At 46.7% G+C, this 15251-nt stretch carries 18 protein-coding genes; 14 read left to right on the top strand and 4 right to left on the bottom strand.

The annotated features are described in order from the left end of the window. Positions 1 to 327 precede the first annotated feature (327 nt). Together HRQ87_RS04280 and HRQ87_RS04275 are read left to right on the top strand one after the other, a co-directional pair. On the top strand, positions 328 to 822 hold the full coding sequence (locus tag HRQ87_RS04280; protein WP_174135609.1) for a hypothetical protein: 495 nt from the start codon (positions 328 to 330) through the stop codon (positions 820 to 822). Positions 823 to 909: 87 nt separating this feature from the next. Next, positions 910 to 1350 (top strand): MmcB family DNA repair protein, encoded by a 441-nt coding sequence (locus HRQ87_RS04275; RefSeq protein WP_174135607.1) that lies wholly within the window; start codon positions 910 to 912, stop codon positions 1348 to 1350. Position 1351: 1 nt separating this feature from the next. Here the strand turns inward: HRQ87_RS04275 and HRQ87_RS04270 are convergent, their stop codons facing one another. After that, a complete protein-coding gene (locus HRQ87_RS04270) occupies positions 1352 to 1537 on the bottom strand; it encodes a DUF6324 family protein (protein WP_174135605.1) in 186 nt (61 codons plus the stop codon). 160 nt (positions 1538 to 1697) lie between these two features. Here HRQ87_RS04270 and HRQ87_RS04265 point away from each other — a divergent pair, with 160 nt between their 5' ends. Genes HRQ87_RS04265 through HRQ87_RS04250 form a run of 4 tightly spaced genes read left to right on the top strand, consistent with a single transcriptional unit; the run spans position 1698 to position 4117 of the window. Further along, a complete protein-coding gene (locus HRQ87_RS04265; protein ID WP_174135603.1) occupies positions 1698 to 2555 on the top strand; it encodes a formate/nitrite transporter family protein in 858 nt (285 codons plus the stop codon). After that, positions 2555 to 2815, top strand: coding sequence for a DUF7218 family protein (locus HRQ87_RS04260; RefSeq protein ID WP_174135601.1), 261 nt, complete (start codon positions 2555 to 2557; stop codon positions 2813 to 2815). The genes HRQ87_RS04265 and HRQ87_RS04260 overlap by 1 nt, the downstream gene beginning before the upstream one ends. Positions 2816 to 2858: 43 nt before the next feature. Beyond that, on the top strand, positions 2859 to 3074 hold the full coding sequence (locus tag HRQ87_RS04255; RefSeq protein ID WP_174135599.1) for a hypervirulence associated TUDOR domain-containing protein: 216 nt from the start codon (positions 2859 to 2861) through the stop codon (positions 3072 to 3074). A gap of 47 nt (positions 3075 to 3121) precedes the next feature. After that, a complete protein-coding gene (locus HRQ87_RS04250; RefSeq protein WP_343035136.1) occupies positions 3122 to 4117 on the top strand; it encodes a DNA topoisomerase IB in 996 nt (331 codons plus the stop codon). Here the strand turns inward: HRQ87_RS04250 and HRQ87_RS04245 are convergent. Continuing rightward, positions 4114 to 5490, bottom strand: a complete 1377-nt coding sequence (locus tag HRQ87_RS04245; protein ID WP_174135596.1) for an MATE family efflux transporter — start codon at positions 5488 to 5490, stop codon at positions 4114 to 4116. The genes HRQ87_RS04250 and HRQ87_RS04245 overlap by 4 nt on opposite strands. Next, complete coding sequence (locus tag HRQ87_RS04240) at positions 5490 to 6218, bottom strand: Crp/Fnr family transcriptional regulator (protein ID WP_174135594.1); 729 nt, start codon at positions 6216 to 6218, stop codon at positions 5490 to 5492. The genes HRQ87_RS04245 and HRQ87_RS04240 overlap by 1 nt, the downstream gene beginning before the upstream one ends. Positions 6219 to 6303: 85 nt before the next feature. Here HRQ87_RS04240 and HRQ87_RS04235 point away from each other — a divergent pair, with 85 nt between their 5' ends. The 4 genes from HRQ87_RS04235 (at position 6304) to HRQ87_RS04220 (ending at position 10286) form a co-directional block, all read left to right on the top strand. Then, a complete protein-coding gene (locus HRQ87_RS04235; RefSeq protein ID WP_174135592.1) occupies positions 6304 to 6666 on the top strand; it encodes a hypothetical protein in 363 nt (120 codons plus the stop codon). 79 nt (positions 6667 to 6745) lie between these two features. After that, entirely contained in the window at positions 6746 to 8089 is a 1344-nt protein-coding gene (gdhA, locus tag HRQ87_RS04230) for an NADP-specific glutamate dehydrogenase (RefSeq protein WP_174135590.1), read from the top strand. Beyond that, the gene (locus HRQ87_RS04225; RefSeq protein WP_174135588.1) at positions 8089 to 9732 is read left to right on the top strand and encodes an acetolactate synthase large subunit; all 1644 of its coding nucleotides are present in this window, start codon (positions 8089 to 8091) and stop codon (positions 9730 to 9732) included. Before gdhA ends, HRQ87_RS04225 begins: the two co-directional genes overlap by 1 nt. Before the next feature lie 56 nt (positions 9733 to 9788). Then, positions 9789 to 10286 (top strand): Dps family protein, encoded by a 498-nt coding sequence (locus tag HRQ87_RS04220; protein ID WP_174135586.1) that lies wholly within the window; start codon positions 9789 to 9791, stop codon positions 10284 to 10286. A 53-nt stretch (positions 10287 to 10339) separates the two neighbouring features. Here HRQ87_RS04220 and HRQ87_RS04215 read toward each other — a convergent pair whose 3' ends face one another. Further along, positions 10340 to 11152, bottom strand: coding sequence for a response regulator (locus HRQ87_RS04215; protein WP_174135584.1), 813 nt, complete (start codon positions 11150 to 11152; stop codon positions 10340 to 10342). 105 nt (positions 11153 to 11257) lie between these two features. Between HRQ87_RS04215 and HRQ87_RS04210 the strand changes: the two genes are divergently transcribed. Genes HRQ87_RS04210 through HRQ87_RS04195 form a run of 4 tightly spaced genes read left to right on the top strand, consistent with a single transcriptional unit; the run spans position 11258 to position 15243 of the window. Further along, positions 11258 to 11419, top strand: a complete 162-nt coding sequence (locus HRQ87_RS04210) for a NepR family anti-sigma factor (protein WP_174135582.1) — start codon at positions 11258 to 11260, stop codon at positions 11417 to 11419. Then, positions 11416 to 11973 carry an RNA polymerase sigma factor gene (locus HRQ87_RS04205; protein WP_174135580.1) on the top strand — a complete coding sequence of 186 codons (558 nt, stop codon included), beginning with the start codon at positions 11416 to 11418 and terminating at the stop codon, positions 11971 to 11973. The genes HRQ87_RS04210 and HRQ87_RS04205 overlap by 4 nt, the downstream gene beginning before the upstream one ends. 49 nt (positions 11974 to 12022) lie before the next feature. Then, positions 12023 to 13708 carry a sensor histidine kinase gene (locus HRQ87_RS04200; RefSeq protein WP_174135578.1) on the top strand — a complete coding sequence of 562 codons (1686 nt, stop codon included), beginning with the start codon at positions 12023 to 12025 and terminating at the stop codon, positions 13706 to 13708. Then, positions 13708 to 15243, top strand: a complete 1536-nt coding sequence (locus HRQ87_RS04195; protein ID WP_174135576.1) for a phospholipase D-like domain-containing protein — start codon at positions 13708 to 13710, stop codon at positions 15241 to 15243. The genes HRQ87_RS04200 and HRQ87_RS04195 overlap by 1 nt, the downstream gene beginning before the upstream one ends. The last annotated feature ends 8 nt before the right edge of the window (positions 15244 to 15251 follow it).

The following is a 15251-nucleotide window of genomic DNA, read 5'->3' as shown; positions in this document are numbered from 1 at the left end:
TGTATGTACAGGTGGGCGCCAGATAACTAGACCACGGCCCAATCAGAGCCAGCTCCCTCGGAATTGCTTAAGGCCACTGGAATTTAACCTTATGTACGAGAAGGGCAGAACCCGCCAATCGCTTACCTATGCCTTAATAGGGCGTGCGGCAAGGCTGATGCTTTTATATTTCAAGTTAGTGATTGTTTTGTTTGAATTTTATCTATTTCTTTTCATGCCAAAAAACAAATAGCCAACATTTTCATCAATTTTTAAGTGCGCATAGGTCACATTGTTTTCACTGCTTAGGGGCAAAGTTTAACGATTGTTTTGTGTAGGAGAAGCCGAATGCACGCACTAGTACTAGATTCCCGGTTTTCGTCAGTTGGTAAAATCGGCACTGCCTTGAAAGCACACAGTATATCAGCCAAGCAAAAACTTACTGTTGATGGTGCTCTTTCTTTCCTGAGAACATCGCCAATCGATTTGTTGATACTTCGCGATTATGTGGGTGATCAACATACCCTGTCAGTTTCGTTGGCTGCAGAATATTATAATCCAAATGTTTCAACAATTCTGTTAAGCGACAGAAACGGTGAAGATGCGGATGAATTGTTCGATTTGCTTCCATCTTTATACAGCATTCTCGGAAATGGATGTGATGCGAAAAGCATTGCCAAGATCGCAAATTCAGCTGCAGAAACTAAAAAAGATGTCCCATTGTTGCTGGGCAAAAAGTTCCAAGTGGCTGAAAGTTTTTCAGAGATACGATTTGGCAAGCATATGCCTGTATTTGCAACCTCTCGTATCGTGCACAATGTTGGCATGAGATTATCTGCCTAACTCCACGCTCATCCCACAGGGTGAAAGAGTTTGAAAAAGTGAACAAGTGCCATTGCGCTTGTTCACTTTTTGTTCATATTGTTGCGTATGACACTTGAACTAAAGCCAGGCCAGGAACTTGCACGCGGAGTGTGTCGCCATCTGGCGTCCCTTGATTTTGTTTCAATAGAAGAATTCACACCAAAAACGGGCCTGCGTGTCGATGTCATGGCGTTGGGGCCCAAAGGCGAATTCTGGATTATAGAATGCAAATCCAGCAGAAATGACTTTCAATCAGATAAAAAATGGCAAAACTATCTTGAATGGTGTGACCGATATTTCTGGGCTGTTAATAGCGATTTCATGACAGAACTTCTGCCTGAGGAAACCGGCATTATAATTGCAGATGCATATTATGCAGATATCATAAGAACTGGGCCTGAAAACAAGTTGTCTGCGCCGCGTCGCAAAACGTTATTACATAAATTCGCACGTCAAGCTGCTATGCGCTGGCATAATGCGCGGGATCCGGGGTTGATCCATCTTTGATCTATTTTGTTGCTTTTGCAGCCTTGGCAGCCGCTAAAATTTCTTCGGCGATTTCTTGCGCTTCCTCTGGTTCGAAATCCATTGGAATTTCAACACCATTTGCTTCGATAAAAATACGAACCATGCCAAGATCAGTTGGACCGATCTGCAAGTTTGCTTCGACATCTTTTTCCGTATTAATACCCATGATTTATCCTTTAGCAGCAGTGCTTTGATCGCGATAATCCCTGCCTTATTCGGCAAAGATGTGCAATAAACCATATAAGTGAACAGAATAAAACTTAAGAGGAACTTTCCGGTCCAACCGGTGTTTTAAAAGATACGTTATATGAATTCGAGGGCAAAAAGTGTCAGATAATGATAAAGACGATATAGTCAGGCTGGATAAAAAATCCGAGCGTAGATCTATAGAAGCAGCTTCAAAACTTTCTTCAAAATTGATCTATGAGGTTATACGCCGCGACGGTGAAGAAGAGCTTGAGCGCACGACAAGGTCTTTGATCTGGTCTGGTATTGCCGCTGGCATCATGATCAGCTTTTCTGTTCTGGGCGAAGCAATTTTTCGAACATATCTACCAGATGCGCCTTGGCGCTATTTGGTTGAAAACCTAGGATACAGTCTGGGATTTTTGCTGGTCATTTTGGGCCGTATGCAGCTTTTCACTGAAAACACCATATCCACTGTTCTTCCATTTATGGTCAAACCCACTTTTTCAATGTTCGGATGCGTTGCAAGACTGTGGGCAATTGTTCTTGCAGCAAACGTTGTTGGGGCCTTTGCAATCGCAGCATTATACGCCCACACAAGCGCAATTCCCGCTGAACTTTTACCGGCAATAACGTCGTTATCAGAACATGCTGTCGGCATGCCGGCTGGTGAAAGCTTTATGCGTGCAATTCCTGCGGGCATTTTGGTTGCCGCAATTGTTTGGATGTTACCACAGTCTGAAAGTTCCGCCTTTATGGTGATCCTGACCTTTACGTGGCTGATTGCTGCAGGCGATTTCACACATGTTGTTGCGGGATCTGTTGAAATGGCATTTCTACTTTTACGTGGTGAGCTGGGCATAATGAATGCGATATTCGGATTTTTCCTACCGGTTTTGGCAGGTAATATCGTAGGTGGCACAGCGATTTTCGCCCTGTTGGCCTGGGGGCAAGTCAAAGACGAATTCATAAGTGATGCAAGCGAAAGGGAAAATTGATGAACAAAGATCATGGCCCTTCAGTTAAAAATGAAGAAACATACGAAGCCTTGCGGGATAAAGGCTATTCAAAGCAAAAATCAGCTGCAATTGCGAATGCGCAAGCCAATAGAGACATGTCGCCTTCTGAAAAAGGTGGCAAGGCGCCACCTTACGAGGAATGGACGAAGGATGACCTGCTTGATCGTGCTACTGAGTTGGACATCGAAGGTCGGTGGGACATGACAAAATCTGAACTAATCAAAGCATTGCGGCGTTAAAGCAGCATATTGAATTATAAATGCTGAAGAATGGAGGCGTAAAATGTCGGATTATTCCAAGGGTGATACGGTTAAATGGAACTGGGGCAATGGGACAGGTCAGGGTGAAATTGTCGAAAAATACACAAGCGACATCACAAAAACCCTGAAAGGAACCGAAGTTACGAGAAACGCGTCAAAGGATGACCCCGCCTATCTGGTTGAACAGAATGACGGGGATCAGGTTTTGAAATCAGGAAGTGAGCTTAGCAAAAAATAGAGTCATGATATGATTTTGTCAGCGCTTCAAAGCACTTCAGTATATCGATGTCAGCAATGCAGTCGTTGATCTCTGGGTTAATTTATTATCCTGACGAAAAACCAGGAATTACACGGCAAAAAAGGGGTCGTGGATTTTCATACTTGGCGTCAGATGGCACACGTGTTGCGTGCAAAAAAATGCGTGCTCGTTTGAACGCACTTGCTGTGCCGCCAGCCTATCAAAATGTGTGGATGTCACCGCATGATAATGGCCATCTTCAAGCAACGGGCCGTGATGATAGAAATCGAAAACAATATCAGTATCATCCAGATTGGTCTGCACAAAGGGCACAGCGTAAGTTTGATCAGCTCGCAAATTTCGGTGAAACGCTACCAAGTCTAAGACGTTGGATTGATGATCGTCTATCAGGCGAAGTTGGAGAGGTTGAAACAGCAGTAGCAGCTGTCTTGGCTTTAATAGATCGTGCGTCACTGCGCGTTGGTCATCCCGATTACACGGCCGATAACGGAAGCTATGGCGCAACAACATTGCGCAACAGGCATGTCGATTTTGATGGGTCAAAGATTATTCTGAATTATACTGCCAAAGGTGGCAAAGCGGTTTCCAAGCAGTTGCAAGGTAAGAAACTGCAGCGTGTTCTTGAACAAAGCGAAGATTTACCAGGTCCAGAATTGGTGTCATGGATCAACTCAGAAGGCGATGTCAAAGCTGTCAGGTCAGAACAAGTACAAACAGTTCTAAAAGGAATATGCGGCGAAAATATCAGCGCCAAGACATTGCGAACATGGAATGGATCCCATGCGGCATTTCAAATGGCCTTAACATCAGCGCCCGTAACAATAAAAGATATGGCAACGGCTGCCGCAGAAAGATTACACAATACGCCAACGATTGCGCGCAACAGCTATATTCATCCTGATATCATTGCCCTTTCGGATCTGAACAAAGATCAACATGCGCGATGGCTGAAAGCGCTAAAGCCATCATCCATATCAGGCTTAAGACAGGGCGAAGCTGAACTTCTGACGTTCTTGTCTTAGTTTTTTAACCAATTTGCCGAACGCTGCAGGAACGTATTGTCTATCTTGACTAGCCCTGTCGCTATTCCAGTGATTATCGCACCGAAAACCGCGAAAATATTACCTAATACTGTTGCGCCAAGAATACCCATATATCCAAACATCCACACGCCCAGCCAAGCCAGCGGCAGATAGATGGCAAATATGCGCGCCAGACTCAATCCCATTGAATGGACCGCCTTTGACCGCGCATTCATGGCGGCATTTGCCGTGACAAGGATGCCATATCCAAACAAGCTCCAACCAACAACTTGAAGATAACGTGCCGTGTACTCCGCGGCCTCGGGATCAGACGCGATTGTATCTGCAATCAGCGTTGAAAAAGCGGTTAATATAATTGCAATGACAATCCCGTATATGACGCAAAATGTCCAAGACAGGCGAACGGCTTCACGGGCGCGGTCCTGACGCTCAGCGCCCCAGTTCTGCCCAACCACCGGGCCAATACCAGCAGATAAAGCAAGCAGTGCAACGATTGCTATGGATTGGACACGTGCTGCGGCCCCGAAACCTGCCACAGCGGCGTCACCCAGGGTGGCAACGGCTGCCGTGACCAGCGCCATTCCGGCTGGATTGATTGCATTGGAAAACGATGCAGGCAGCCCAACTGCCATTACCTGTTTAATGGATTGCATCAGGTTTTTCATTGGATTGCCGCATAAAATCACAGTCTTGGTGAAAATTGCATATCCGACGGCAACGAACGCCGCTGTCGCTTGTGCAATCGCTGTCGCAAATGCCGCACCTGCCGTACCCATTGCTGGTATGCTGGCCCACCCGAATATAAACAATGGGGTCAACGCAATGTTGATAAGGGCTGCCAATATCATGATGACAGCAGATGTTCCGCCGTCACCATTCGCCCGAAAGATCGAATTTGTAATCATCATCACAACAAGAAAAGGAAACGATAATGACCAGAATGGAAGATATTTCTTTGTTTCTTCCAGCACCTGCCCATTTGCACCCATTGCCTTGAATAAATATTGTCCGGCAAGTGCAAACAGGAAGGCGACCATGATCGATAATATTATACCAAGTCCAAATGCATGAAATGCCAGACGACTGGTTTCGGCCGTATCATCACCGCGCCCCAGGCTTTGCGATATTGCAGCGTTTGCACCGGCTGACAGACCAATAGCCAAGGACGTAATTGCGGTTGTAACGGGGTAGACGAAGCCAACCGCCGCCAAGGGCGCACCACCCAATTGCCCAAGAAAATAAGCATCAGCAATGCCAACACTTAGAACGGCTAATATGCCAAAAGACATTGGCGCTGATACGCTTGCCAGGGCCTTCCAAACGGGCCCTTTGGTCAGATCTTTTGATGCCATTATATCAAAGGGCGTTCTGGCAATGGGTCTGATGATGTATGGGCAATTTCGGCCAGTGCCTCCAAGTCATTGATCTGCAAAACACCATCTGACCATGACGCCAACTGAAGATCCCGTAATTTGGCCAGTGTTTTATTCGTGTGCACCAGCGAAAGCCCAAGTGCATCTGCGATATCCTGTTGCTTATAAGGAAGCGGCATAACTGCATTTTCAACCATACCCAAGGATTGTCCGCGCAGGAATATTCGAACAAATGCCCAAGACATTGCTTGCATCGCGGTGCGTTGTCCGATCGACGTCAGTGCCTCACCCAAAAAGTGTTCTTCAACGGCAGAAAGCCACGTTAAATCAAATGCGCGTTCTGGGTTTTCTTTGAAAAAATTCCAAAACTCTGAACGGTTAAAAACACATAATGTCATGGATGTTGTCGCTTCAACCGAATGACACATTTCCCCCATGACTGCCGCCTGCATGCCAATGAAATCCCCTGGAAACACAAAATTGATGACCTGCCGTTGTCCATCTTCTAAAGTTTTGTACCGAAGACCCATACCGCGCAAGGAAGTGAAAAGCTGTGGGCTGTTTGATCCTTCCATTAAAAGGGGGGTTTTAGGATCAATTGTTAGTTCACCAGATTTGAATTTCTGCATAAAAGAAAGGTCATTGCGGTTGAATTCCACAAAAGCGGGCAATTTCCTAAGTGGGCATCGGTTGCAGTCAGTTGTCATAACAAAAAATCTTTCTTCTATGTCATAGTTAAATGCGGCGGCATCAAGATTGTTCCATACCTTATTTTTTGGTGGGGGCTAAAATATGTCTTTAAACTTTCTTATCCTTGAGCCTAACCCATTTGTTGCGCGCGATCTAAGTGAAATTGTTATGGCTTCTGCACCGGGTTCGGTGGTTACGGTCTGCGAAACGCAGGAAGCTGCTTTGGCAGCGCTTGAGAAGATTGATGATTTAACAGCTGCATTTGTAAATGCGCGCCCGGCTGACATTCAAAAGTCCGGCTTGGCGGAAAAGATTGTTCAGTGCAGCGGGCATGTTTTGATAATACGTGATGAAGATCGTTACGAAACATCAGATCATTTCAACTGCACCTTTGTTGAAATGCCTTTCACAACTGATTCAATTAGTGAGATTATCCAAAATCTTTGCAAGATATCCGCTGAATAAATACGGGAACTATTCCGACGACTTGTGGGTTATGCTTCAATGCGCGCAAAAAAAGGCGTGCCTGAAAGGCAGTGAATCTATGACAGATCGTCAAGTTTTAGTTCGTGATTTTATGAAAGCGGTGAAAGATCGCAATGAAGGGCAGGATGCATTCTTGCAAGCTGTGCAGGAAGTGGCAGAAGATGTCATTACAATCGAAAAAGCACACAGTGATTATGCAGCTGCCAAAGTGCTGGAACGTTTATCCGAACCTGATCGTATCATTGGATTTCGCGTAACTTGGGAAGACGATAACGGCGAAGTTCAGATTAACCGTGGCTGGCGCGTGCAGATGTCAAATGCCATAGGGCCTTATAAAGGTGGTATTCGCTTTCATCCTACAGTCGGTCCATCGATCTTGAAGTTTTTGGGTTTTGAGCAGGTTTTCAAGAATGCACTGACTGGTCTGCCTTTGGGGGGCGGTAAAGGCGGATCTGACTTTAATCCCAAAGGGCGATCCACACGCGAGATCATGCGATTTTGCCAGGCCTTCATGGCCGAGCTTAGTCATCATATTGGACCAGATCGCGATGTGCCTGCGGGAGATATCAATGTCGGCACGCGCGAGATTGGGTTTCTGTTCGGGGCATATAAACGCCACGAAGGTCAGTTTCATGGCGCGATTACGGGCAAGGGACAAGCCTTTGGTGGAAGCGCGATGCGGGTTGAGGCCACTGGTTATGGGCTGATTTATTTTGTGCAGAATATGCTGGCGGAACAGGGCCAAAGCATTGAAGGCAAGCGAATTGTCATTTCCGGAAAAGGAAATGTTGCCACCCATGCTGCGGAAAAAGCCATTTGCGAAGGGGCCAAAGTCATCAGTTTGTCGGACACAAGCGGCACATTGGTAAATGAAGATGGCTTTGGTCAAGACGCTGTCAAATGGGTGCAAGATCGCAAAGCGGCAGGTGAAGACGTTGCTGATCCGCCATTAAGCCTTGGACTGACATTCAAAGAAAACGCTTTGCCATGGGGTCTTGGCGCTGACATTGTTTTGCCCTGTGCCACCCAAAATGAGATGCATAAATCCCACGCCAAAGATGCGTTGGATGCAGGGGCTAAGATTATTGCTGAAGGGGCAAACATGCCTTTGACGGCTGGCGCTGCGCAATTGGTTGCTGATGAAAATATTCACTATGCACCTGGCAAAGCTGCAAATGCGGGCGGTGTTGCCATTTCTGGACTTGAGATGAGCCAGAACGCCCATGGACAGTTTCAATCATCAGAGCAAATCGACACGGCCTTGAAGGATATAATGAAAGGCATACATCATCGCGCAGCGGGCGAAGGCCGTGATGGTAATTTCATAAACTACCGCCGTGGCGCAAATATCGCGGCATATCGCAAGGTCGCAGATGCTATGACGGCTTATGGGGTGATATAATGACAGGTGCTGAGCTTTTCGTAAAATGTCTGCAAGCCGCTGGAATAGAAGTTATTTACGGCATTCCCGGCGAAGAAAACACTGACCTTATGCTGGCCATTGATCAATCTGATATACGATTTGTTCTGGTGCGCCACGAACAGGCTGCTGCTTTCATGGCATCCGTTTATGGACGCATGACGGGCAAGCCCGCAGGGTGTTTGGCGACCCTTGGACCTGGTGCTACGAATTTAGTGACTGGCGTTGCGGACGCCACGCTTGATTTTGTGCCACTTGTTGCGATCTCTGCCCAAGGCGAAGTTGGCCGGATGCAGATGTCGGAAAGCCACCAGGTGATTGATCTAGACGCCTTGTTCAAGCCCATTACGAAGATGTCGCAAACAATACTGAACACGCAGTCTATTCCGGGAACCGTCGCGGAAGCTGTTCGTGTTGCCTGCGCTGAACGCCCCGGTGCTGTTCACCTTTCGTTGCCGGTCGATGTCGCCGGTACAGACGTTGATGCATCCCCGATCACAGTCACGTTCCCCAAAATGGGTTTGCCTGACCCTAAAGCGGTTTTGGCAGCTGCACAGCTTTTACGTGGATCAAGTCAGCCTATTGTGGTTGCGGGGGCAGGCGTTGTACGTGCGCAGGCGCATGATCAGTTGCAGTATTTCGCAGAAAGCCTGAAGTTACCTGTTGCAACATCGTTCATGGGCAAGGGCTTGCTGCCTGCCGATCATGAATTGAACATATTTTCCCTTGGGCAACCTTACGAAGATCACATTGACACGGCATTGGGGTCGGCCGACCTGATTATCGCGATTGGGTTTGATCCAATTGAATATTCACCATCCAAATTAACCAACGGCGGTCGTGTGCCGGTGTTGCACCTTGCAGAAACACCAGCAGCGATAGACGTGGGTTGGGCGATATCCTGCGATGTGACAGGGTCGCTGTCTGCAACGCTGAAAGGTTTGGTCGCAGCATTATCGGGCCATCAATGGGATTTGTGGTCAGAGGTTGCGGATGTGCAAAACCGTATGCGATCTGATCGCGCAACCTGTCTGACCGCATCTGATGCTGATGTCATGCGTGCCGAAGATGTGTTGGCCGTCGTGGAACAACAACTGGAAACTGATGATTGGATTATTTCCGGTGTTGGAACACATAAACTGAAAGTTGCCCGTAACCTTGCGCCAAAACGTGCAGGCCAGGTTATAATCGCCAATGGATTGGCCGGTATGGGGCTTGCTTTACCCGGCGTCATCGCAGCGGCGGACTTGCAGGATACAGGACATGTCATGGCCATCTGTGGCGATGGTGATTTTATGATGAATGTCCAGGATATGGAAACGGCAGCACGGCTTGATCTGCCTGTCACGGTGATGGTTTGGGAAGACAAAGGCTATGGTCTGATAAAGGCCAAACAGGAAGCTGACGCCGACACACACACAGAGCTGTCTTTTGAAAATCCAGACTGGGGTTATTTGGCAAAGGCCTTTGGATGGCAGCACATACCTGTCGATCAATTTAGCCAGCTTGAAGGAATACTGAAAGATGCAAAGGCAGCCACTGGACCGGTTTTGATAACCTTGGCGATTGATTACGGGAATGACTTGCAACCACCATCCGTTGACGCCGAAAAACCTGCAGCCTGATGGAACAATACAGATCGTCAAGACGTTAAAACTTCGAACTAAAGAAGGAGTTTGACATGACAGATGCACTGAAAGTTATTCCCGAAGAAAACAGCGTTCAAAGCGGCGTACGCAATGTTGAAGGTGTTGCAGAAGGGCTGGCAGATATTCTTGCAGATACATATCGTCTTCTTTTCAAGACACATGCGTATCATTGGAATGTCGAAGGCCCGCTGTTTTATTCGGTTCACAATCTGACTGAAGAACAGTATGAAAATATGTTCAAGGCAGCCGATGAAATTGCCGAGCGTATTCGTGCCTTGGGTAAAATGGCCCCAATGAAAATTAGTGATATTGTGGAGAATTCCGTCATTACCGATATGGATGAATTACCTTCCGCTGGCAAAATGTGTGAAGATCTTGCTGAAAATCACGAAAAAATTGCGCACAGACTTCATGCTCTGGTTGAATTGGCGGGTGAACGAAATGATCCTGTGACCGAAGATCTGGCGACAGAAAGGTCCGCGTTTCATGAAAAAGCGGCATGGATGCTGAAAGCGATTGCAAAGCAATAAAGTAATAAAGCCCCGCAAATAGCGGGGCCTTTTTGTTTAGACTTTCATTTCGTTTAGGCCTTCAGCGTTTCGGTTGAAGAAAAGAACATTGCTTGGCTGACTGCGGATCGAACCTGATCCTCTGTATAAGGTTTAGAGATCAAGAAGGCAGGTTCTGGTCGATCCCCTGTCAACAAACGTTCAGGAAATGCGGTTATAAAGATCACTGGACGGTCACCCAGTTCGGACAGAATGTCGTTTACAGCATCTATACCAGACGAATTATCTGCAAGTTGGATATCTGCCAAAATCAAATCTGGATGATCGGATTTGGCAAGGTCATGCGCGCTGGCTCTGGTGCGTGCCACGCCGGTGACACGGTGGCCCATGTCTGCAACCAATGTTTCCAGATCCATGGCGATAATCGCTTCGTCTTCGATAATCAAAACGGAACCGGCGATAAAATCTTCCATTTCCTGGCGCGCAACTTTAATCAGATGTTCTGCTTCGACTGTATCGATCTGCATAATTTTTGCTACTTCGGAAAAAGTAAATTCTTCCACAGTGTGTAACAAAAGGGCTTCACGTGTGTTTGTTGTCAGTTTTGACAAATGCCTTTGTGCTTCGGCGCGCAAACCCGTTTCTTCAGATGAAACCGGTGCGCCCGTTGTTTGCCAAATTGCATGAAATGCTTTGAAAAGTGCAGTTTTCACTGCCATTTCGCTGTCAAGAACCAATGCGTCCTCTAAGATCGCCTCCAACGTGGCAATAGCATATTTGTCACCACTGTTTTGGCTTCCTGTCAGCGCACGGGCATACCGTCGCAGAAAGGGAAGATGTATGCCAATCTGTGTTGTCAGATCCGTCGCTTGAGCGTTATCTTGCATCGAGAAAACCTTTTTTCGTTTTATTCGGGAACCAAACGTTTCGTGTGTGCGTTTGGTTCCAGTAAATGTGTGGAATGTGATAAATTTTTTGGCAGTAGGCAAGTGATGACAGATAAAAGCTCAGATAAAAGAGCAGTTCAAATCGATGAAAATTTAAAGCGCGTCTATCAAGAAGCGCTGCAAGAGGAATTACCTGATCGATTTATGGATTTGCTGAATCAACTGAAAGCAAAAGATTCCAACACGACCGAAGGCGGCGCAGAATGAAAAACGCTGATCCGCGTGACGAGCTGGTAGAGCATTTACCGGCCCTAAGAGCATTTGCAATGAGTTTGACACGAAATAATTCGACTGCTGATGATATGGTGCAAGACACGATTGTTAAAGCATGGACGAATATAGATAAATTTGACCCCGGAACAAACATGCGCGCTTGGCTTTTTACAATCCTGCGCAACACATATTATTCTAGCCGTCGTAAATTAAAGCGGGAAGTGGCAGACGTTGATGGCGTATTTACAGCCGGTCTGGCAGAAAAGCCTGCCCATGATGGGCATCTTCAAATGGCTGATTTTCGCAAAGCTTTTGACACATTGCCAGTTGAACAGCGTGAAGTTCTTATACTTGTTGGTGCGTCAGGATTTTCCTATGAAGAAGCGGCGGAAATGTGCGGTGTCGCTGTTGGCACAGTGAAAAGTCGTGCCAACAGAGGGCGGGCAAGACTGACGGAAATTTTGTCACTCGATGACGATGGTGCAATGGAATTGACAGACAGTGCAACAATGGCGGTCGTCGCGAATAATGGTCCAGGCAGTCTCTGATAAATCAATATTAACAGCCAAATCTCGCAGGAGATCATGGCATAAATCATTGGCAATCAGGATAATTTTCCTACTGTCGATGGCACTTTTACCCATTGGTTTGATCGCAATTTATCAAACATCCGAAGTTGTGGAAGAGGTTCGCAAGCGCTCTGAGTTGTCTCTGCTGGCCATGACAGAACACGCTGCAACAGAAGAAAGGCAGGTTGTCGAACATGCGTTTGGTGCAGCGCAAGCCCTAGGTGTCGTGTTGCAGTTGATCCGCGAAGATCCGATAAGATGTCAGCAATATCTTGAACGATATCTGAATGAAACTGAAATGTATTCATTTATCGGTTTACAACGTACTGATGGCGTTATTCGCTGTTCTTCGGTAACTCAGGAATTTGACTTTTCCGGTTCTGCTGGATTTCAGGATCTTATCGAAAATCCAAGACCATACGTTGATGTGAACCTTGATGCACCTATAAGCCAAACATCGGTTTTGATTATCATGCAGCCTTTTTTTGTGGATGATGAATTTAACGGATATGTTTCAGTTTCGGTGCCACATTCAACCGTGTCAGAGGCAAGCGATCGCATTATGGATCGCACACCGCTGGAATTGATAACCTTCAATGCCAATGGCGATATCCTGACCGCAGAGGGTGGGTTTGACAATGTGGAAGATCATTTGCCTGACGGTATAGAGTTAGCAGAATTGGTCGGACAAAAACCCAATGTCTTTTCCGGAGTTAATCGAAATGGACAAGAACGGGAATTTGCCGTGGTGCCGATTGTGCCGGGCGTTGTCTTTGCATTGGGAACCTGGAGTCCGAATATCCCGCTGCTTACTAATTTTAATTCAATTGTCTCGCCTATGCTGTTCGCGGTGGTGATGTGGGTAGCGAGTTTGATTGTAGCTTATTTTTCCGTTCATCGTTTGGTCGTGCGACACATCAATCAACTTGGTACGCAAATGCGTCGTTTTGCGCAAAACCGGCGCCTTCCTGATCTGCAAGAAGCCAATATGATGCCTCTTGAATTGCTTGATATGCAAAAAAACTTTCAATTGATGGCCTATTCCCTGATGGAAGAAGAAGCACAATTGGAAGACTCAGTTCGTGAAAAAAATGTTTTGCTTAAAGAAGTGCATCACCGTGTGAAAAACAATTTGCAACTGATCAGTTCAATTATGAATATGCAGATGCGCAAGACCTCTAATCAGGAAACCATCGATGTGGTCAAGCGGTTGCAGGACCGTGTGCTAGGCTTGGCGACAATACATAGAAATTTGTATCAAACGGAAAACCTTAGTCAGGTTGATGCAAGTATATTGGTGAAAGAGATTACAAATCAGTTGCTTGTCGTTGGTGAACAGCCAGGTGCGACGATTGATGTGCAAACCGATCTGGATCAGATTGTGCTATATCCCGATCAGGCTGTCCCGATGTCATTGCTGTTGTCAGAAGCTATAACGAATGCCATTAAATATGTTGGTACAGAAACGAACGATGAACGATGGATTAAAGTACATCTTGAATTGATTGATACCGTAAATGCCCGACTGGTAATCATAAATTCCAAAGGGTCGCAGCCTCCGGTATTGGGCAAAACCGGGTTGGGATCGCAGTTGATCCAGGCGTTTGCACGCCAACTTGAGGGCAGTATAACTATTGAGGAAACAGACGAAGCGTATCAGGTCAAGGTTGAATTCCCTGTATCCGAATTCATAGACGCACCGTTGGATTATTGATGTCAGCACACCAAAACGATCCTGCATCCGTGCAGATCCTCATGACTGCAGCCGAAGCGTTCCCTGTTCTTGAAACATGCTTTTTGGAAGCGGAAAAAGACATTCGCGCGGGGTTTCGTGTTTTTGATCTGTCGACAAAGCTACGTTCGCCTGCTGCCCAAAAAATCGGAAAGACCTGGTTCGATTTGGTGGTCCATACATTGTCACGCGGTGTCCAGATCAATCTGATAGTCTCAGATTTTGATCCAATCGCACGGCCTTGGCTGCACAAAGGAACATGGGAAACCATGCGTGCTTTGCGCAAAGCCGCCAAACAATCAGGCCAAGAAGCACTTTTGACAGCCAAAGCGGCTATGCATCCCGCCAAGGTTGGGGTTTTGCCGCGCATTATATTTATGAAAAAAGCGCGGGATGAGCTGAAAAATACAATCAACATACTGAACGATCTTGATAAAAATGATCGGATGGATGCTGTGGAACTGATGCCGGGATTGCAGCAATACATTGATATCAAGGATGATGAACTGACCGTAAAACAGGGTGTTTTACCTGGCCTTATACCTGCGTCACATCATCAGAAGTTGGCCGTTTTTGACAGCGAACGTCTGTATATTGGCGGTCTTGATTTGAATGATCGCCGATATGATGATCCGGATCACGCGCAAGAGGCATCGCAAACCTGGCATGATATGCAGCTTTTGGTCAAAGGGCCCGTCGCAAAAGAAGCCGAAAGCCACCTCAAGGCCTTTGAAAACCCAAAGTATGCCACGCCGGTCACACATCAGCTGCGCCGGACTTTATCAAGACCAAAACAGTTTAATGCGCTATCCATATCGCCACGCACCGAATTGACGGAAATTGCCGATTTTCATTATGATCAGGTCAAAAAAGCGCAGAATTTGATCTATCTGGAAACGCAGTTCTTTCGGGATACGCAGCTTGCCAATACGTTAGCGCAGGCCGCCAAAAACAACCCATCACTTGGGCTGATCTTAATTCTTCCTGCCGCCCCAGAAGAGGCCGCGTTCGAGCGAAGTAAAACGTCAGATATCAGATATGGCGAATATCTTCAGGCAAAATGTGTTTCGACCGTCAGTCAGGCTTTTGGATCACGTGCCTTTATCGGTGCCCCGGCCCAACCGCGCAAGCTTGACAGCGATGATCGTGATACGCTTCATGCCGCACCCATCATTTATGTTCATGCAAAAGTTTCTATTTTTGATGACACTGCAATGGTGTCATCGGCCAATCTGAACGGCCGAAGTTTTAATTGGGATACCGAAGCTGGTGTGATCCTGGATAAGCCGCAGGATGTTCAAAATCTGCGTCAGCGCTGTTTTGAACATTGGTTGCCTGATGACGCTGCGGACAACTTGTTCAATCCCGAAACTGCTGTGGCCGCCTGGCGTGCTTTGGCGGATCAAAACAAAAAGCAAAGCCCGCAAAGTCGCAAGGGCTTTTTGCTTCCCTATCCACTGACAGTTGCCCGCAGATTTGGGAAAAATCTGCCCGGCGTACCAGAAGCGATTGTCTGAACTGATTT

The organism is Parasulfitobacter algicola, assembly GCF_013315265.1.
GTDB lineage: Bacteria > Pseudomonadota > Alphaproteobacteria > Rhodobacterales > Rhodobacteraceae > Parasulfitobacter > Parasulfitobacter algicola.
The sequence above is the reverse complement of the archived record's forward strand: the minus strand, read 5'-3'. Positions and strand labels throughout refer to the sequence as shown.